General features: G+C 63.5%; 19 protein-coding genes. 11 read left to right on the top strand and 8 right to left on the bottom strand.

What is annotated here, in order from left to right; translation table 11 throughout:
- Position 1 precedes the first annotated feature (1 nt).
- Complete coding sequence (locus ONR57_RS07670) at positions 2-967, bottom strand: quinone oxidoreductase (RefSeq protein ID WP_265122554.1); 966 nt, start codon at positions 965-967, stop codon at positions 2-4.
- An 89-nt stretch (positions 968-1056) separates the two neighbouring features.
- Here ONR57_RS07670 and ONR57_RS07665 point away from each other — a divergent pair, with 89 nt between their 5' ends.
- Entirely contained in the window at positions 1057-1386 is a 330-nt protein-coding gene (locus tag ONR57_RS07665) for a hypothetical protein (protein ID WP_265122553.1), read from the top strand.
- Here ONR57_RS07665 and ONR57_RS07660 read toward each other — a convergent pair.
- The 5 genes from ONR57_RS07660 to mptB form a co-directional block, all read right to left on the bottom strand.
- A complete protein-coding gene (locus tag ONR57_RS07660; protein WP_265122552.1) occupies positions 1331-2302 on the bottom strand; it encodes a heme A synthase in 972 nt (323 codons plus the stop codon). The two genes, ONR57_RS07665 and ONR57_RS07660, sit on opposite strands and share 56 nt — an antisense overlap.
- 66 nt (positions 2303-2368) lie before the next feature.
- On the bottom strand, positions 2369-2821 hold the full coding sequence (locus ONR57_RS07655) for a hypothetical protein (RefSeq protein WP_265122550.1): 453 nt from the start codon (positions 2819-2821) through the stop codon (positions 2369-2371).
- Between the two features lie 119 nt (positions 2822-2940).
- Positions 2941-3735: an ABC transporter permease gene (locus tag ONR57_RS07650; RefSeq protein ID WP_265122748.1), complete on the bottom strand. Its 795-nt coding sequence runs from the start codon at positions 3733-3735 to the stop codon at positions 2941-2943.
- 32 nt (positions 3736-3767) lie between these two features.
- On the bottom strand, positions 3768-4712 hold the full coding sequence (locus ONR57_RS07645; protein ID WP_265122548.1) for an ABC transporter ATP-binding protein: 945 nt from the start codon (positions 4710-4712) through the stop codon (positions 3768-3770).
- Positions 4713-4731: 19 nt separating this feature from the next.
- Positions 4732-6420 (bottom strand): polyprenol phosphomannose-dependent alpha 1,6 mannosyltransferase MptB, encoded by a 1689-nt coding sequence (mptB, locus tag ONR57_RS07640; protein WP_265122547.1) that lies wholly within the window; start codon positions 6418-6420, stop codon positions 4732-4734.
- A gap of 112 nt (positions 6421-6532) precedes the next feature.
- Here mptB and ONR57_RS07635 point away from each other — a divergent pair, with 112 nt between their 5' ends.
- Genes ONR57_RS07635 through ONR57_RS07605 form a run of 7 tightly spaced genes read left to right on the top strand, consistent with a single transcriptional unit; the run spans position 6533 to position 12908 of the window.
- A complete protein-coding gene (locus ONR57_RS07635) occupies positions 6533-7330 on the top strand; it encodes a metalloregulator ArsR/SmtB family transcription factor (protein WP_265122747.1) in 798 nt (265 codons plus the stop codon).
- Positions 7327-8781: a Fe-S cluster assembly protein SufB gene (sufB, locus tag ONR57_RS07630; RefSeq protein WP_265122546.1), complete on the top strand. Its 1455-nt coding sequence runs from the start codon at positions 7327-7329 to the stop codon at positions 8779-8781. Before ONR57_RS07635 ends, sufB begins: the two co-directional genes overlap by 4 nt.
- Entirely contained in the window at positions 8781-10004 is a 1224-nt protein-coding gene (gene sufD, locus ONR57_RS07625) for a Fe-S cluster assembly protein SufD (protein ID WP_265122544.1), read from the top strand. The genes sufB and sufD overlap by 1 nt, the downstream gene beginning before the upstream one ends.
- 35 nt (positions 10005-10039) lie before the next feature.
- Complete coding sequence (sufC, locus tag ONR57_RS07620) at positions 10040-10801, top strand: Fe-S cluster assembly ATPase SufC (RefSeq protein WP_265122542.1); 762 nt, start codon at positions 10040-10042, stop codon at positions 10799-10801.
- A 1-nt stretch (position 10802) separates the two neighbouring features.
- Entirely contained in the window at positions 10803-12101 is a 1299-nt protein-coding gene (locus ONR57_RS07615; protein ID WP_265122541.1) for a cysteine desulfurase, read from the top strand.
- Positions 12101-12547 carry a Fe-S cluster assembly sulfur transfer protein SufU gene (gene sufU / locus ONR57_RS07610; RefSeq protein WP_265122540.1) on the top strand — a complete coding sequence of 149 codons (447 nt, stop codon included), beginning with the start codon at positions 12101-12103 and terminating at the stop codon, positions 12545-12547. The genes ONR57_RS07615 and sufU overlap by 1 nt, the downstream gene beginning before the upstream one ends.
- A gap of 25 nt (positions 12548-12572) precedes the next feature.
- Entirely contained in the window at positions 12573-12908 is a 336-nt protein-coding gene (locus tag ONR57_RS07605; protein WP_265122539.1) for a metal-sulfur cluster assembly factor, read from the top strand.
- A gap of 6 nt (positions 12909-12914) precedes the next feature.
- On the opposite strand, the gene ONR57_RS07600 is transcribed toward ONR57_RS07605, so the two are convergent.
- Positions 12915-14054 (bottom strand): lycopene cyclase family protein, encoded by a 1140-nt coding sequence (locus ONR57_RS07600; RefSeq protein WP_265122538.1) that lies wholly within the window; start codon positions 14052-14054, stop codon positions 12915-12917.
- A gap of 32 nt (positions 14055-14086) precedes the next feature.
- Here ONR57_RS07600 and ONR57_RS07595 point away from each other — a divergent pair, with 32 nt between their 5' ends.
- Positions 14087-14755: an acVLRF1 family peptidyl-tRNA hydrolase gene (locus tag ONR57_RS07595; protein ID WP_265122537.1), complete on the top strand. Its 669-nt coding sequence runs from the start codon at positions 14087-14089 to the stop codon at positions 14753-14755.
- 12 nt (positions 14756-14767) lie between these two features.
- Here ONR57_RS07595 and ONR57_RS07590 read toward each other — a convergent pair whose 3' ends face one another.
- On the bottom strand, positions 14768-15535 hold the full coding sequence (locus ONR57_RS07590) for an SDR family oxidoreductase (protein ID WP_265122536.1): 768 nt from the start codon (positions 15533-15535) through the stop codon (positions 14768-14770).
- Positions 15536-15710: 175 nt separating this feature from the next.
- Between ONR57_RS07590 and ONR57_RS07585 the strand changes: the two genes are divergently transcribed.
- A complete protein-coding gene (locus tag ONR57_RS07585) occupies positions 15711-17342 on the top strand; it encodes an ABC-F family ATP-binding cassette domain-containing protein (protein ID WP_265122535.1) in 1632 nt (543 codons plus the stop codon).
- A gap of 188 nt (positions 17343-17530) precedes the next feature.
- A complete protein-coding gene (locus ONR57_RS07580) occupies positions 17531-17764 on the top strand; it encodes a helix-turn-helix domain-containing protein (protein WP_265122534.1) in 234 nt (77 codons plus the stop codon).
- The last annotated feature ends 19 nt before the right edge of the window (positions 17765-17783 follow it).

The raw sequence follows: 17783 nt of genomic DNA, 5'->3' as shown, positions 1-17783 counted from the left end.
CTCACGGAACCAGGACGATAGAGCCTGTCGTCTTGCGTCCTTCGAGGTCGCTATGCGCGTCCGCAGCGTGAGCGAGCGGATACTCCGCTCCGATCCGCAAGCGCACATCGCCACTAGCGAGGGCCGTGAAGATCTCCTCCGACCGCCACATCAGTTCCGCGCGTGTCCGCACAAAATGTGCGAGCGAGGGACGGGCGAGGAAGACCGATCCGGCCGCGTTGAGGCGCTGCGGGTCAAACGGAGGCACTGGTCCGCTCGCGGCACCGTAGAGCGCAAGCGTGCCCCGCACGCGCACGGAGTCAAGGCTCGCGTCGAAGGTGTCTTTGCCGACGCCGTCATACACCGCGGCAACACCCTCACCGTCGGTGAGCTCACGCACCTTCGCGGAAATGTCGCTGCTGTACCGCAGCACTTCCGTGGCGCCCGATTCCCTGGATAGCGCCGCCTTTTCCTCCGTCGAAACGGTTGTGATGACGCGGGCGCCGCGAGCAACCGCGAGCTGCGTGAGCAACAGCCCCACGCCGCCAGCCCCAGCGTGAACCAGGATGGTGTCGCCCTCCTGCACGGCGTACACGGAGGTGAGGAGGTAGTGCGCTGTCATCCCCTGCAGCAGCGCTGACGCCGCGACGGCTGGATCGATCCCGGCGGGAACCGGTACGGCCGCTGAGACTGGCACACGCACGAGCTCTGCGTAGCTGCTAGGCGTTAAGGCCCAGGCAACTCGATCGCCGACCGAGAAACCTGTCACCCCGTCGGCCATATCCACGATCGTTCCGGTTGCCTCCTTGCCGGGTATGTACGGCAGTTCGGTGCTGTAGACGCCGGTGCGAAAGTACACGTCGATGAAATTGACGCCAATCGCGTCAGTACGAACAAGCAGCTCTCCCGCACCGGGCATGGGGTCGGGCACCTCTGCTGGCTGAAGAACCTCAGGGCCGCCGAGTTGTGTCACCTGGATTGCGCGCATGATCGATTTCTACACCCGGCCACCGGCGTGCCGCTAGCAGCACAGCCCCCTAGCGCGTGGCGCCTACCGTTCCAGGTAGCCTTTACGCCATGAGTGACCAGCAGAAATCGGCCACCGAAGGCGCAGGCCCCGTTATCCCCAGCGGGGTGCTCCCCGCCGTTCGGGAATTCATAAAAGACCACGGCGGTTCCGCAAAAGCGGTGTTGCAAAACCTTGGGCGCATTGGTGTGCGCATCACGCTCGTCGGCGCCGACGGGGTCATGGGCGACCAGGTTGTACCGAACATGGAGGCAGCGAAGGCCGTGGTGGACGCGGTGCCCGACCTTGAGGCAGCAGAGTGGGACCGTGAGCTCACGTCAACGGCTACACCGGCTCCGGAACACGCACGCCGGATGGCTGGCTGGCTAGCGAATTCGTAGTTCGTACCGACATGCTCGACCACAGCGCGGCGGTCGCGGCGGTGCATGCCGCCGCACCCGCGATGTGTATCGGAACCAGGTAAGCGGGCACCTGCATAAAGTACTGGATGACTCCGAGGGCCGCCTGAGCTGCCGCGATACCGATGACGGTGTACAGGATCCGAATTACGTTCCGCGGCGCGGCCACTGCGAACAGCGCGAAAGTCAGGCCGATGAGCAGTGCGACGTAGGCGACAGTGAGCTGTGAATGCAGGTGGGCGAGAGTGACAATCTCCACTTCCAAACGATCCACATCGGGGTCTCCCGCATGTGGGCCAGCGCCCGTGACCATGGTCCCCGCAACGAGCACTGCGGCTAGCGCCACACCGGACACGGCAGTAAGACCGCGCAGCGGCTTTGGCACAACGCGGTGCGCAGTCCCCTCGTCGGGCTCAGAAATCTTGTTGTAGAGAACGACCGCGATCCACACCATGGCCATCGACACCAGCAGGTGCACTGCCACCGTCCACCACAGCAGGCCGGTAAGAACCGTGATACCGCCGATCACTGCTTGGAGCAGCGTGGAGAGCGGCATGATCCACGCATACGCGATCACTTCCCGCCGGCGCCGCGCACGCGTAACCGCCAGTACCACCGCGATCGCGGCAGCGACCACGACGAACGTGAGCAGCCGGTTCCCGAACTCCACCAGCTGGTGCAGCGTCGCCACTTCCTCCACCGGCACAGGCGTGAACGAACCGGGGAAGCACTGCGGCCACGTCGGGCAGCCGAGCCCCGAAGCCGTCACACGCACGATAGACCCGGTGACCGCAATACCTGCCTGGGTGAGGATCACGAGGATCGCAATGATCCGTTGGGTTCTCGGCGAAGGCAGCGGCAGACGGTCGACCAGACTGAGGTAGGTACGCGATAGCACGATTTGATGGTAGAGGGAACGCTCCGTAAACGAAGAAACGGGCTTGTCCGCTGGGCTCGTGGAACGCTAGCTGCTGCCGAAGAAGAGTTCGATGCTGGCGAGGAATCCATTCGGGACGGGCTCTGGGTCGGCGGTGCCTACCTCGATGCCGGTGACGATGTTCGAAATAGCCGGCAAGGAATTGACCCCGTCCTCACAGTCTGCAGCAACGCTGTAAACATTCGGCGGGAGCGGCGAGATAGTGAATTCGCTTACCTGCACACCAAGGGGTGTCGGCGGGCCGAAGTTGACAGTGGTGCCATCAACGTTCGATTCGTCGGCGACCGCAACGATAATGCAGTTCACCGTGTCGCTGAATGTGTCGTCGGGGGTGACGGTGATGGTGCCGGTTATGGAATCTTCTCCGCCGGTCACGTTGGTGAGCACAACTGATTCGATGGCGGCGGCGGCGATCGCAGGGTGTGCGAGAAGTGCAGCCGACGCCGCGGCGGCAACGCCGACTCTTCGAGCGGTTTTCATGACCATCGGGTCCTCCAGATGAGGATGACAAGGGAGCCTTCCAGCGCGGATAACTGCGCCGTGCGGGCCGTTACACGGCAAACCCTACGCCCCGCCCAACCTGCTGGCCCGGAGTTTCTTCACATCCAGCGAAATGTCCGGAAGGCGCCCAGTCCGCACGCGGCAGCCCATGCTGCGAGTACCGCGTACCCGGTCACGTCCGCGGCCCCGTCGAACGCCATCGCCAGCGACTCGACCAGTGCGCCCGACGGTGTGATTCGCGCGAAAGCATGTGCAAGGCCGGGGAACTCCTCGCCGTACAGCCGCGCCGCGATGACGAGGCTCCCGATTCCGGCGAGCGCAAACCATAGGATATTTGCGAGCGCTAGAACGATCTCCGCACGGAGCCAGCCGCCGATGAAGAGGCCCATTGCTGCGAACGCCACAGTTCCGAGCGCGACGGCGGGCACCGCTAATGCGAGTCCAGTGAGACTGGGGCGCCAGCCTAGCGCCACTCCAATCGCCACCAGCAGCGCCATCTGCAGGCAGACCACCAGCACTACAGCGCAGCTCTTCCCGCCAATGATCGCCCATTTCGGCAAGGCTGTCGCGCCGAGCCGTTTCAATGCTCCGTAGCGGCGATCAAATCCCACGGCTATCGCTTGGCCGGTGAATGCTGTGGACATGATCGCCAGGGCGAGTATCCCGGGAACGATCGCGTTGGTCCGTGATTCGCCGAGGTCACCGATGGGAAGCACCGCAAAACCGATCAGCAGGGAGATTGGGATCAGCATCGTGAGCAGTAGCTGCTCCCCATTGCGGAGGAGCAAGACCAGTTCGAGACGCGTCTGCGCGGCGAGCATGGGGAACGGTCGGCTGGGATGCGGCGCTGGTGTGAACGTCCCGGCAGGGAAGCGATTCGCGGTGACGCGCATGGAGCTAGACAAGTCAGATAATTCAGGCACTGTCAGCCCCTCAATTCGCGTCCGGTGAGATCGAGGAAAACGTCCTCGAGTGTGCGCTGTTCGACCCGCAGATTCGTGGCGAGCACGTTGATTCGCGCGAACCATGCTGTGACCGTGGAGAGCACTTGCGGCGTGATTTCACCTTCAATCAGGTATTCGCCCGGCGAACCTTCATGGCAGCGGTACCCCTCGGGCAGCGCAAGCAGAAGCAGGTTGATTTCAAGACGTGGCGGTGCGGTGAACCGCAGTTGATCCTGCGCGTCACGGCGGGTGAGGTCCGCGGGGGATCCCTGGTCAACCACTCGTCCGTGATCGATGATGACGATATTGTCGGCAAGCTGTTCGGCCTCGTTCATCATGTGCGTCGTGAGGAGCACGCTGACGCCATCGCGCCGGAGTGCGTCGATGAGTTCCCACACAAGGTGGCGTGCCTGCGCGTCGAGACCAGCGGTCGGCTCGTCGAGGAATACGAGTTCCGGGCGTCCAACGAGAGCGCCCGCCAGCGACAGGCGTTGCTGCTGGCCGCCTGACAAGCGGCGATAGGGAGTGCTCACCACCTCAGTCAGGCCTAGCGTGCTGAGCAGCCAATCAGGGTCAAGTGGGTTGCGGGAATAGCGCGCGATGAGTCGCAGCATCTCGCCCGCCCGGGCCCCGGGGTACGCTCCGCCGCCCTGCAGCATGACACCGATGCGTGGCTTGAGTTCGGCGGCATGCGCAACCGGGTCACGGCCTAGTACCTGGACGGTGCCGCTATCTGCGGTGAGAAATCCTTCACATATCTCGACGGTGGTGGTCTTGCCCGCTCCGTTGGGCCCCAGCAGAGCGAGGACCTGGCCCCCCTCGACCGTCAGATCCAGCCCTTTGACCGCCTCGGTTGCGCCGAAGCGCTTCGTCACCCCGCGCAGCTTCACTGCTGGGGTACGGGAGGGCGGTATCTGAGTAGTCACGACGATTCAGAGTAGGCGGTCAGGTCCGCTGCGGCGAAAAGTGTCCCCGGAAGCTCTCGTCAAAGAACTCACGCCAGGCGGATCGGGAGTACAGGATGGCAAAGAGTGCGGCGAACGTCACGATCGTAGCCAGTACAGCCTGAACGATTGTCCACGCGGGGTATTCGGCCCCGTTCGGCATAAGGATAACGCTGATGATGGCGGAAACAGCGATCGCTGGCACCCGGAAAACAGGACGGGTCGCCCAGGCCGCCAGCGGGATCAGGGCCCACAGCAGGTACCACGGCTGGACGACAGGGAAGAGAAACACGAGTGCCGCCATCGACACCCCCAATGCGCCAACCGCATGCAGGCGGCCCGCGTGCGTCGAGAAAAGCATTCGCAGGATGATCAGCCCTGCGATCACCGCCGCGATCGGGCGCGTGACGTTCAGGATTGCGGTGGTGTGATCACCCAGGCCAAGCAGCACCCCGGCCTGGCCGGTCGCGAGCCCAGCGAGGGTGGGAATCGACATCCAGCTGCGCACGGCGTTCGCGGTGCCGAGGGTGTTCACCCAGCCGAATCCCAGGCCGCTGATGAGGCTCATAGCCGCGATCCCGGTGACGGCGACAGCGCCAAGCAGCGCCGCAGCTGCCGCCATCGATAACACTCCGCGGCCCCAGCGGCGAGCGAGTGCCATTCCGACGAAACCAAGGGCGAGCAGGGAGGGGATCTTGATCGTCGATGACAGGACGATGATCAGTACGCCAGCGAGCATGAGTAGGAGGTTTCCGCGAACGAGCGGGGCGGATGATTCGATAGCGCGGAGGGCGAGTTCCACGCCCACGACCATCATTCCGATCATCAGCGCTTCGTTGTGGATACCGGCAACGAGATGAAAGATGACAAGCGGGTTCGCGGCGCCGAGCCAGACTGCGACCACAGGGTCAACGCCGCACCGGCGCGCGAGCCGGGGGAGCGCCCAGATGATCATAAGGACGCCCAGTACGGCGAGAGCACGATGGAGGAGAATTCCCGCCACGATGTTGTAGCCGGTGAGCGAGGCGATTCCCTCACCCATCCAGAGGAACAGCGGGCCGTACGGCGCCGGGGTCTCCCGCCAGATGTTGGGCACGGTGCGAGTGAGAACATGGTCGACGCCGAGCGCCTGCGCTGGCCCGAGCGCGTACGGGTCGAGTCCGCGAGCACCGATTTCGCTCTGGGCCAGGTAGGAGTAGACATCGCGGCTGAACATGGGCGGTGCTAACAGCAGCGGCGTTATCCAAAGCAGCAGTGTGTAGTCGAGCTGGCCCCGGCTGATCCGCCTGGGCGCGGATTGCACAACGAAGCTTCCGAGGACGAAGCGACCCAGCATCAGCCAGGCAAGCATGACCATCACGGTGCCTGTGATGCCCAGCGTCAGGGAGACGGTTGTCATGCGCGCGGGCAGGCCGAACACTCGCATTCCCGTCACGGGATTCTGCAGAACTGGCTGCGCACCGGCGCCAAGAGCCGCGAAGGCCATAAGGATCGCACCTGCTGCGCCGAACCTGCGCACACGGCCGAGCTGCCGTAGTTCGCGCCGCGAGAGCGGGGGTTTGGTGGCTTCATCACCGTGAAGATGAGCGACTTTCACTTCGAGATCCTGGAAACGCGTGCGCCGGACCGCCGCGGCCTGTTCTGGCGCTGCGCTTTCTGCGCGTGAACTCGCGTGATCTGTGTCCGGCACAGTTTGAGCGTAGCGGCAGCTGATCGGCCCGGGTGAGGCACTCCACACGCAGGTGAGGGTGCCCTGGGTAGATTCACATCCTGAATTGCGTCACACTAGTGTTGTGAAAACAATGGGAGTGCCACTTGAAGCATCAGGCGGAGGCGCAGCCTCTGCTGATGCGGTGCTGCCCACGTCGCGTTCATCACGCGGGCTCGCGCCTGCCGGTTTCTCGCACGAGGGCCGGACTCGGGCTGAAGTAGTGCGCTTACTTCTCGAACGCGGGCCGATCACGGCGTCCGCTATCGGCGCCAGGCTTGGGCTGAGCGCCGCAGGCGTGCGCAGGCACCTCGATGTACTTATCGACAACGGCTACGCCGAGATTGCCCCGCCACGGGCGCTGCGCGGCCGCGGGCGCGGCCGTCCAGCGAAGCAGTACATGCTCTCCGCTGCCGGACGCGACCACCTGCGGCATGCGTACGACGATCTCGCCACCGCCGCGATGCGTGAACTTCGCGAGATCGGCGGGGACGCCGCTGTCGCGCGTTTCGCCGACCGGCGGGTAAGGTCGATTGTCGGCTCAGTGCAGCGCGACCCAGATTCTGTGGAACAGACCGCGGAACGGGTCGCTGAGGCGCTCACTGCGGCTGGTTATGCCGCGTCAACACGGCGCGTTGGTCTCGGTGTGGAGATCTGTCAGCACCACTGTCCGGTTTCGCACGTCGCGGAACAGTTTCCACAGCTCTGCGAGGCGGAAGAACAAGTTTTCGCGGAAGTGCTGGGCACCCACGTGCAGCGTCTCGCGACGATTGCCAACGGAGACTGTGCCTGCACCACCCACGTTCCGCTGCAGATGCCGCAAGCAAAAGGAAAGCCCACCGCTGCACAGCCCGCAGCGGAAACCCAGAGACTCCGGGAGGAGCGCACATGACCGTCACGTCAGAGCCCGGTGCGGTTGCCGCGGGTGCGGCGCCGCTGACCCAGGAAGAGACGATCGCGTCGCTCGGCCATTACGCATATGGCTGGGCGGACAAGGACGAGGCGGGTGCGAGCGCGCGCCGCGGCCTGTCCGAAGATGTCGTGCGCGATATTTCCGCGAAGAAGAACGAGCCTGAGTGGATGCTCGACGCGCGGCTGAAGGCGCTGCGCATCTTCGACCGGAAGCCCCTTCCGCGGTGGGGCGCGGATGTCACGGGCGTCGACTTCGACAACATCAAGTACTTTGTGCGCTCCACGGAGAAGCAGGCGGCGTCCTGGGAAGATCTGCCCGAGGACATCAAGAACACCTACGACAGGCTTGGCATACCCGAGGCTGAAAAGCAGCGCCTCGTCGCCGGTGTCGCGGCGCAGTACGAGTCAGAGGTCGTGTATCACCAGATCCGCGAAGACCTGGAAAAGCAGGGTGTCCTCTTTCTCGACACCGATACTGGCCTGAAAGAGCACCCGGAACTGTTCCGCGAGTACTTCGGCTCAGTGATCCCCGCAGGCGACAACAAGTTCTCCGCGCTCAATACGGCTGTGTGGTCGGGCGGCTCGTTCATCTACGTTCCGCCGGGTGTGCACGTCGACATCCCGCTGCAGGCGTACTTCCGGATCAACACCGAAAACATGGGGCAGTTCGAGCGGACGCTCATCATCGTTGACGAGGGTGCTTACGTTCACTACGTCGAGGGCTGCACCGCGCCCATCTACAAGACCGACTCACTGCACTCCGCGGTCGTCGAGATCATCGTGAAGAAGGGCGGCCGGTGCCGCTACACGACGATCCAGAACTGGTCCAACAACGTCTACAACCTCGTCACCAAGCGGGCGAAGGCCGAAGCCGGAGCCACTATGGAGTGGATCGACGGCAACATCGGTTCCAAGGTCACGATGAAGTACCCAGCCGTGTGGATGACCGGTGAGCACGCCAAGGGCGAGGTTCTCTCGGTGGCGTTCGCCGGTGAGGGCCAGCACCAAGACACCGGCTCGAAAATGCTGCACCTCGCACCGCACACGTCATCGACCATCGTGAGCAAGTCGGTAGCCCGGGGTGGCGGTCGTGCGTCATATCGGGGACTCGTACAGGTCAACAAGGGCGCGTACGGCTCGAAGTCAACCGTCAAGTGTGACGCGTTGCTGGTCGACACGATCAGCCGCAGCGACACCTACCCGTACGTGGACATCCGCGAGGACGACGTCACGATGGGTCACGAGGCAACTGTGTCCAAAGTCAGCGAGGATCAGTTGTTCTACCTAATGAGCCGCGGTCTCACTGAAGACGAAGCCATGGCGATGGTTGTCCGCGGATTCGTCGAACCGATCGCGAAGGAACTCCCCATGGAGTACGCGCTCGAACTCAACCGACTGATCGAACTGCAAATGGAAGGGGCCGTGGGCTAGTGACTGCCAGTACACCTGCTGGTGTAGGCGCCGCTGGAGTACAGGGCGCGATCGCCGGTGAAAACCGGGAGGCCGCTGGCAGCACACCCGCTGTCAATAAGGGAGAACTGTTCGCGTCGTTCGACGTGAATGCGTTCGAGATCCCATCTGGCCGCGACGAGCTCTGGCGCTTCACTCCTATGCGCCGCCTGCGCGGACTCCATGATGGAACCGCGGACGCGAACTCAGCGCTCAGCATTGAAGTAACCGAGGCGGCAGGGGTGACGGTTGAGACCGTCGCCCGTGACGATTCCCGTCTCGGCGCCGCCGGTGCACCGACTGATCGTGTCGCTGCGCAGGCTTACTCGGAGTTCGCACAGGCAACGGTTATCACCGTCGGCCGTGAACAAGAAGTCGGCGACCCCATCACGGTCACCATTACGGGACCGGGCACCGGAAACGTCGCTTACGGCCACCTTCAGATTCGGGTCGAGACATTTGGCCACGCCACCGTTGTGCTTGACCACAAGGGCGACGGCACGATGGCTGACAACGTCGAATACATCGTCGGGGACAGCGCTCGCCTGACCGTCGTGTCCGTGCAGGACTGGGCGGAAACGGCAGTTCACGTTCGTTCGGAAGCCGCCAAACTCGGCCGTGACGCGGTGCTCCGGCACTTCGCCGTCAGCCTGGGAGGTGACCTCGCGCGCACTTCGACGACCGTGCGTTACGGCGGTGCGGGCGGGGATGCGGAACTGCTCGGCCTTTACTTCGCTGATGCTGGCCAGCACATCGAGCACCGCCTCCTAGTCGATCACGCAGTGCCGCATTGCAAGTCGAACGTCGTGTACAAGGGCGCGCTGCAAGGCGAGCCTGACTCCGGCAAGGCCGATGCGCACACCGTGTGGATCGGTGACGTGCTGATTCGTGCGGAGGCTGAGGGTACCGACACCTTCGAACTCAACCGCAACCTGGTGCTCACCGATGGTGCGCGCGCCGACTCGGTGCCGAACCTCGAGATCGAGACCGGTGAAATCCTCGGAGCGGGGCACGCTAGCGCCACCGGCCGCTTCGATGATGAGCAGTTGTTCTACCTCCGTTCACGCGGCATACCGGAGGAGCAAGCGCGACGGCTTGTCGTGCGCGGCTTCTTCCGCGAACTTATCGACAAGATCGCTGTGCCGGACGTCCGCGAGCGAATTGACGCTGCGATTGAGGCCGAACTCGCCGCAATCGGCGCTTAACCCGACCTTCTCCAATAGTTGCCAAAAGGAATCAGATGTCCACGCTTGAAATTCGCGACCTCCACGTCGAGATCACCCCGGGTGACGATGAGCCGATCCAGATCCTGAAGGGTGTCGACCTCACCGTGAAGTCCGGTGAGACCCACGCGATCATGGGCCCCAACGGCTCCGGTAAGTCGACGCTGTCGTACGCGATCGCCGGGCACCCCAAGTATCAGGTCACGAGCGGCTCAATCACGCTTGATGGCGAGAATGTGCTCGAGATGAGTGTCGACGAGCGCGCTCGCGCAGGCCTCTTCCTCGCGATGCAGTATCCGATCGAGGTTCCGGGTGTGTCGATGTCCAACTTCCTTCGTACCGCGGCCACCGCGGTGCGTGGTGAAGCACCCAAGCTGCGTCACTGGGTGAAGGAAGTCAAAGAGGCGATGAAGGAACTCGAGATCGACTCGGCGTTCGCTGATCGCGCAGTCAACGAAGGATTCTCCGGTGGTGAGAAGAAGCGCCACGAGATTCTTCAACTTAGCCTGCTCAAGCCCAAGATCGCGGTTCTCGACGAAACCGACTCCGGGCTGGACGTGGACGCCCTCCGTGTCGTCAGCGAAGGCGTCAACCGCTACAAAGAACGCGAGAATGGCGGGGTTCTGCTGATTACCCACTACTCCCGCATCCTGCGTTACGTCCAGCCAGACTTCGTGCACGTCTTCGCGAGCGGCCGGATCGTGGAGTCGGGCGGCAAGGAACTCGCAGACGAACTCGAGGCCAACGGGTATGTTCGCTTCACAAAGGCAGCGGTGTGACATGACGGCGGCGCAGGCGAACTCTCCATCAGCGCGGGACGAGCGTCACGTCCGCTCCGCGCCGCTGGATGTCGCCCGGATCCGCGCGGATTTCCCAATCCTGCAGCGCACCGTGCGGGAGGGGAAGCCGCTCGTTTACCTGGACTCCGGCGCAACCTCCCAGCGCCCAGTCCAGGTGCTCGACGCTGAACGCGAATTCCTGATGACGTCGAACGCAGCCGTACATCGCGGCGCGCATCAGCTCGCGGAAGAGGCCACTGACGCCTACGAGAACGCGCGCGCGCTGATCGCGCGGTTCGTTGGTGCGAACTTCAATGAACTTGTTTTCACGAAGAACGCTACTGAGGCGCTCAACCTCGTTGCGCACACCCTCGGTGACGAGCGGTTCGCGGGGCGCGCACTTCAGGCTGGTGACGAGGTCGTCGTCACGGAATTGGAGCATCACGCCAATCTCGTGCCCTGGCAGGAGCTATGCCGCCGGACGGGCGCCGCACTCAAGTGGTATGGCGTGACAGACGAGGGGCGAATTGACCTCGACTCGCTTGAACTCACCGAACGGACGAAGGTTGTCGCGTTCACGCACCAGTCGAACGTGACAGGTGCGATAACTGACGTGGAAGAGCTGGTTCGGCGTGCGCACGATGTGGGTGCGCTTGTCGTTCTGGACGCGTGCCAGTCGGTGCCGCACATGCCAGTCAGCTTTCCCGCGCTTGGTGTCGATTTCGCGGCGTTCTCCGGCCACAAAATGCTCGGGCCGTCAGGTGTGGGCGTGCTGTACGGGCGGGAGGAACTGCTCGACGCGATGCCCCCGTTCATCACGGGCGGGTCCATGATCGAAACCGTGCAGATGGAACTCAGCACGTACGCCCCGGCGCCCCAGCGGTTCGAGGCGGGCGTTCCGATGACCTCGCAAGTGGTTGGGCTCGGTGCGGCAGTCGAATACCTCAACCAGTTGGGCATGGACGCGATCGCCGCACATGAACACGAGCTGACCGCGGCCGCAGTTGACGCACTCACGTCGATCGACGGTGTCCGTGTCATCGGTCCCCGGACGGCAGCAGCGCGCGGCGCCGCGGTCTCGTTCGTCGTCGAAAACATCCATGCGCATGACCTCGGCCAGGTGCTCGATGATGACGGTGTCGCGGTACGCGTAGGCCACCACTGTGCCTGGCCACTGCACCGCCGTTTTGGTATCGCGGCGAGCGCGCGCGCGTCCTTCTACCTGTACAACACCGTGGACGAAGTCGAGGTCCTCGCGAAATCAATCCGGCGGGCGCAAGAGTTCTTCGGGACGGTGTGATGCGCCTGGACCAGATGTACCAGGAAGTGATCCTGGACCATTACAAGCACCCGCACCATCGCGGACTTCGGGAGCCGTTCGGCGCTGAAGTGCACCACGTTAATCCCACGTGCGGTGACGAAGTGACGTTGCGCGTACACATTGAAGACGACACGGTCGCCGATGTGTCGTACGACGGACAGGGTTGCTCGATCAGTCAGGCGTCGACATCTGTGCTGACCGACCAGCTGATTGGGCTTCCGCTTGGTGAGGCGCTGAAAATCGTGGACGCGTTCCAGGAGATGATCGGCAGCCGCGGCACAATAGAGGGTGACGAAGACCTGCTCGGCGATGGTATCGCGTTTGCGGGGGTCGCGAAGTACCCTGCTCGGGTCAAATGTGCGCTGCTTGGATGGATGGCTTTCAAAGACGCGGTTGTTCAAATTACTGAACGTCCATCGAGCTAGGACCACGGAGAAATAAGGACATCAGATGACGGACTCAAATGTGACGATCCCGCCACTCGATGAGGTCGAAGAGGCGATGCGTGACGTTGTTGACCCGGAACTCGGCATCAACGTCGTTGACCTGGGCCTTGTGTACGGAATCGACATCGACGACAACGCGGTTGCGACGGTGGACATGACGCTGACCTCCGCCGCATGCCCCCTCACCGACGTGATTGAAGAGCAGACGCGGTCCGCCCTTGTGAAGAGCGGTTTGTGCACCGACATGAAGATCAATTGGGTATGGATGCCGCCCTGGGGGCCGGAGAAGATAACCGATGATGGCCGAGAGCAACTGCGTGCCCTGGGATTCACCGTCTAAGACCCTTTAATGCAGCTCTGGCCGCATAACCCCAGCGGCGAGTTGCCTGCGCGCGGGCCATGGACTCGCAGTGAAAATGCGCCTCATTGCCGTGACGAGGCCCGTGACGTCCGTGCGTCCGGAGAGGTAGGAACGCTGCAGCGGCACGGGCAAAGCGAAGAACGCATCGAAAAAGGCGGGAATATCCGTGGGGGAGAGACGGAGAAAGCTCGCGAGCCCGCGCTCGCGCAGCGCGTAGACTAGGCGAGCCGATAGGGGCCACAGTATCGCCCGAGGGTTCGTGCGAAACGCTATCGCGTCAGCGAGCAGATCAGCTACCGAGAGTGACGCTGCGACACTGTAACCGGTGGCGGGGTGCAGGATCCCGCCACGAGATCCGATTGCCAGCACGCCCTGCGGTGAACGCGTGGAAGCTGGCATGCACACAGCGAACCGAACGCGTTCCACTGGCTCCGCGCCCGTGACGGCCACCCCATGTGCACTCAGCCTGGACTGGAGGCGCGCCCGCAGCTCTGCGAACCCCAGCGGTGGCTGGCCAGCCAGACAGGTCTCCTCAAGAAGTGTGGCCCCGCCCCCAAGAGGAATCGCGTAGAGGAACGACGGCGCCGCCATCGCCGCCAGCTTTGCAGGCTGGCGCCAGTCCATGAACCAGGCTGAGCGGCCTTCCAGCAGCGGGTCTGCTGTCTCCTCCGGTACTACGATCCCGAACGCTGTCTGCTGCGGCGCGCGTGGTTCCCGCACGCCACGGGCATCGATCACGACTCTGCCGTATATGTGCCGCCCATCAGCAAGACGGACAACGCCGGCGCCCAGGCGAATGGCTGACCCCTGAACCACGGTGCATGCGTCCAGCGACAGTTCCTGTTGCAGGCCCGCAGTTGTGAAGACAGCGTAGTCACGCTCGATCTTCCATTCGCGAGTGCCGAACGCACTCGGCCGTACCGCAACGGCAGCCAGCGCCGACGGGCCGAGCCATGAAGGTAACTCATCGGTCCATGCACCGTAGGTGGGTGTCCAGGTTCGGAAGGGATGCTTGTCGATCGCAACGACCCGGAGTCCGCGCTGCGCGCAGCGGTATGCCAGCGCCCGTCCCGCCGGCCCCAGACCCACTATGACAACGTCCCCGCTGAGATTCGCGCCGTTCACTGCGCGGTCCTTCGAGAGCTAACGTGGAGGGCGTGGTTCGGGTGTGGGAGCAACCTGGTGGTGGCCGGGTAGTAGAGGTGCTGCCTGGGCGCCTGACACGGTTCGTCGCCGGGATCGAAACACGACATGGTCCCATTGTCGCCACACGGTACGAGGCCGATGCCGTAATCGTCACTGCCGCCTCGGGAGAAGAAGTACGGCTGGTGCCGTTGCTCGCCGAGCTTGTGCCCGGTCGTGAAGCGGGGCGCCGCCTTGAACAACTCGAAGCGGCGTTGCGGCAGCCGCTCCGAGTGGGGCTTCTTCTCGTACGCGCGGGCGGCTTCAGTGCTGGCGTCGTTGAAGGCCCGTCCGAACGTCCGCAGGTCGCGTCGTCGCTGACGGGGCGCAGGCATGTCCAGGGCAGAACGGCGGCTGGCGGATGGTCTCAGCGGCGGTTCGCTCGCCGACGCGCCAGCCAGCGTGAACGTGCGTGTGACGCAGCTGCTGATGCCGCGGTGCGCGTGCTGAACAACGCCAGGCTGAACACGCTGGTAACCGGTGGTGATCGTACCGCCGTGGCGGAGGTTCTCGAAGACAGGCGGCTCAGCGCGATAGCCGGCCTGCGGCATTACCGCTTCCTCGACGTACCGGAACCGCGGCGCACCGTGCTGGACGAGGCGGCGCAGCGTGCGCATGCGGTCTGGGCGCACTTTCATTCGTGATGAGCGTCGCAGTCAGAGTCCGCCGGTGGCGAGCAGACCGCCATCGACGCGCACGGTTTCGCCGGTGATCCACGCCGCAGCGTCGGAAACAAGAAAACCGACAAGCTGCGCAACGTCCTCTGGTGAGCCAAGACGCTTCATCGGATAGATCTGTGCTGACTGTTCCTCACCAGCTGAGTAGAGGGCTTCGGCGAAACGCGTTTTGACGACACCGGGCGCGACCGCGTTAACCCGAATCGCCGGGCCGAGTTGCCATGCGAGTTCCTCGGTGAGCCTGATCAGCGCGGCTTTTGAGGCGCCATACGCCGATATCACCCCGGTAGACCGCAGGCCAGCAACGCTCGCGATGTTCACGATAGAGCCACCGTGTTCGCCCATCCACGCCTTATACGTCTCTTGCACGAATCCCAGGGCAGCCACAACGTTGACGTCGAAAATCTTGGACACGCCACCGAGGTCAGCTTCGACAAGTGGGCCGTATACCGGGTTGATGCCGGTGTTGTTGATCAAGATGTCGAGCGAACCGAAGCGATCCAGGGTGGCTGCGACGACGCCGTGACGTGACTCGGGGTCGCCAGTGTTTCCCGGAAGCGCGACGACTCCCGCCTGGCCCGCTTGCTCGGCAAGCTCGTGGGCCGCGGCCTCCAGCTGCTCCGCCTTCCTCGCAGTGATGGCGACGTTCGCGCCGCGGCTCAGCAGCTCAACGGCAATAGCCTTTCCAATGCCGCGGCTGGCACCCGTCACGAGGGCGGTACGGCCTGCGAGGTCGAGAGAAGTCATTGCACCACCGTAGTGGCGGGACCTGCATGATCGTCAATCCGGAGCGATCATCTCGGGCGTGTCGTGCGGATGCTCGCGGTGTGATTTATGACATCGCGGCCAAATCGGGTTGCCGGTATCCTGGACCGCTGGGCCTGAATTGAGGCCTGAATCGTCTGCCTGCTCAGGAGTTGTTGTGATCACCGCTACCGATCTTGAAGTGCGCGCCGGGATGCGTACCCTGCTCGCCGCCCCGGGATCGGCGCTGCGCGTACAGCCCGGTGACCGAATCGGGCTGGTCGGCCGCAACGGCGCGGGAAAAACGACCACGATGCGGATACTCGCTGGTGAGGGCGAGGCTTACGCCGGTTCGGTGATGCGTTCAGGCGAGGTTGGGTATCTGCCCCAGGACCCGCGCGAAGGAAATCTGGAGGTGGTCGCGAAGGACCGTGTCCTGTCTGCGCGCGGGCTCGACAGCATCCTGCGAAAAATGGAGAAGCTGCAGGCGCAAATGGCGGAACTCCTTGATGAGCGGGAGCGGGACGCGGCTGTACGCAAATATGGCAACCTCGAGGACCGCTTCTCAGCCCTTGGCGGGTACGCGGCGGAAAGCGAAGCGGCCCGGATCTGCAGCTCGCTCGGCCTGCCCGATCGTGTGCTGAATCAGCCATTGCGCACCCTATCGGGTGGTCAGCGCCGCCGCGTTGAACTGGCGCGAATCCTGTTCTCCGCATCAGATGGCTCCGGCGGCAAGTCAGGCACGACGCTGCTGCTCGATGAACCGACGAACCACCTCGACGCGGACTCCATCACGTGGCTGCGAGGCTTCCTGCAGAGCCATGAGGGCGGCTTGATCATCATCTCCCACGATGTAGATCTGCTCAACGCGGTAGTGAACAAGGTGTGGTTCCTTGACGCGGTCCGAGGTGAAGCGGACATCTACAACATGGGCTGGAAGAAGTACCTTGACGCCCGCGCGACCGACGAAGCGCGTCGGCGGCGCGAGCGTGCGAACGCAGAGAAGAAGGCGTCCGCGCTGCGCGCACAGGCCGACAAGCTGGGCGCGAAGGCGACGAAGGCCGCCGCCGCGAAGAACATGCTGCGTCGCGCTGACCGGATGATTGCGGACCTCGACGACGAACGTGTGTCCGACAAAGTCGCGCGCATCAAGTTCCCGCAGCCCGCGGCATGTGGAAAAACACCCCTCACGGCGGAGGGATTATCGAAGTCCTACGGCTCGCTTGAAGTGTTCACGGGCGTTGACCTGGCCATCGACCGGGGGAGCCGCGTCGTCATCCTCGGCCTGAACGGGGCCGGTAAGACTACAATGTTGCGGATACTCGCTGGGCAGGAAACGCCCGATACGGGGACCATCGAGCCGGGCTACGGCCTGAAGCGGGGTTACTTCGCGCAAGAACATGACACCCTCGACGACAACGCAACGGTGTGGGAGAACATTCGGCACGCGTCACCAGACGCTGGTGAGCAAGACCTCCGGGGCCTGCTTGGTGCCTTCATGTTCACCGGCGCACAGCTCGAACAGCCTGCAGGGACGTTATCTGGTGGTGAAAAGACTCGGCTGGCGCTTGCCGGGCTTGTGTCGTCCGCGGCAAATGTGTTGCTGCTCGATGAGCCTACGAACAACCTCGACCCAGTTTCGCGGGAGCAAGTCCTCGATGCGCTGCGCACCTACGAGGGTGCCGTCGTTCTGGTGACGCATGATCCCGGCGCCGCGGAGGCGCTGAATCCGGAGCGCGTTATCATGCTGCCCGATGGGGCAGAAGACCACTGGTCGGAGGAGTATCTCGAGCTGATTCAGCTCGCGTAGTCCTTCCCGCCGGGGGATAGCAAGATTGGTCAAGGATGGTTGGTCAAATTGTTGATCACTGCTTTACCTATGTTTACGCTGGAGATATACAGCATTTGTGCCAGCTGAAAAGCCCAGCGCGAGGCGTGTGTGAGCGCGCCAGCAAACGGTAATTGCAATCCCCGGCGCCGAACTCAGTGGAGGTTGAGATGGCGGGTACGGCAGGGTCATCGGGGCTCAGTAAAGGGGCGAGGATCACGGGCGAATCCAGGGAGCGCATCCGTTCAGAGATTCGTCAAAAGTACGAGTCGGGCGCAAGCATCCGCTCGCTGGCGGAGTCGATGGGCCGGAGCTACGGTTTCGTGCACAAGATTCTCGTCGAAGCGGACGTGAAATTGCGCGGCAGAGGCGGAGCTAACCGCCGCCGCCGCATTTCTGCCTGATCGCGTACCCGCCTCCGAG

Origin of the sequence: Hoyosella sp. YIM 151337, assembly GCF_026041215.1 — a bacterium.
Classification (GTDB): domain Bacteria; phylum Actinomycetota; class Actinomycetes; order Mycobacteriales; family Mycobacteriaceae; genus Hoyosella.
This window is presented reverse-complemented; position numbering and strand designations above follow the sequence as displayed.

Bases quoted from the DNA above. Each gene is read 5' to 3' on its own strand.
- ONR57_RS07670 (WP_265122554.1), bottom strand. From the start codon at position 967: ATGCGCGCAATCCAGGTGACACAACTCGGCGGCCCTGAGGTTCTTCAG.
- ONR57_RS07665 (WP_265122553.1), top strand. From the start codon at position 1,057: ATGAGTGACCAGCAGAAATCGGCCACCGAAGGCGCAGGCCCCGTTATC.
- ONR57_RS07655 (WP_265122550.1), bottom strand. From the start codon at position 2,821: ATGAAAACCGCTCGAAGAGTCGGCGTTGCCGCCGCGGCGTCGGCTGCA.
- ONR57_RS07650 (WP_265122748.1), bottom strand. From the start codon at position 3,735: ATGCGCGTCACCGCGAATCGCTTCCCTGCCGGGACGTTCACACCAGCG.
- ONR57_RS07635 (WP_265122747.1), top strand. From the start codon at position 6,533: ATGGGAGTGCCACTTGAAGCATCAGGCGGAGGCGCAGCCTCTGCTGAT.
- sufB (WP_265122546.1), top strand. From the start codon at position 7,327: ATGACCGTCACGTCAGAGCCCGGTGCGGTTGCCGCGGGTGCGGCGCCG.
- sufC (WP_265122542.1), top strand. From the start codon at position 10,040: ATGTCCACGCTTGAAATTCGCGACCTCCACGTCGAGATCACCCCGGGT.
- ONR57_RS07615 (WP_265122541.1), top strand. From the start codon at position 10,803: ATGACGGCGGCGCAGGCGAACTCTCCATCAGCGCGGGACGAGCGTCAC.
- sufU (WP_265122540.1), top strand. From the start codon at position 12,101: ATGCGCCTGGACCAGATGTACCAGGAAGTGATCCTGGACCATTACAAG.
- ONR57_RS07605 (WP_265122539.1), top strand. From the start codon at position 12,573: ATGACGGACTCAAATGTGACGATCCCGCCACTCGATGAGGTCGAAGAG.
- ONR57_RS07590 (WP_265122536.1), bottom strand. From the start codon at position 15,535: ATGACTTCTCTCGACCTCGCAGGCCGTACCGCCCTCGTGACGGGTGCC.
- ONR57_RS07580 (WP_265122534.1), top strand. From the start codon at position 17,531: ATGGCGGGTACGGCAGGGTCATCGGGGCTCAGTAAAGGGGCGAGGATC.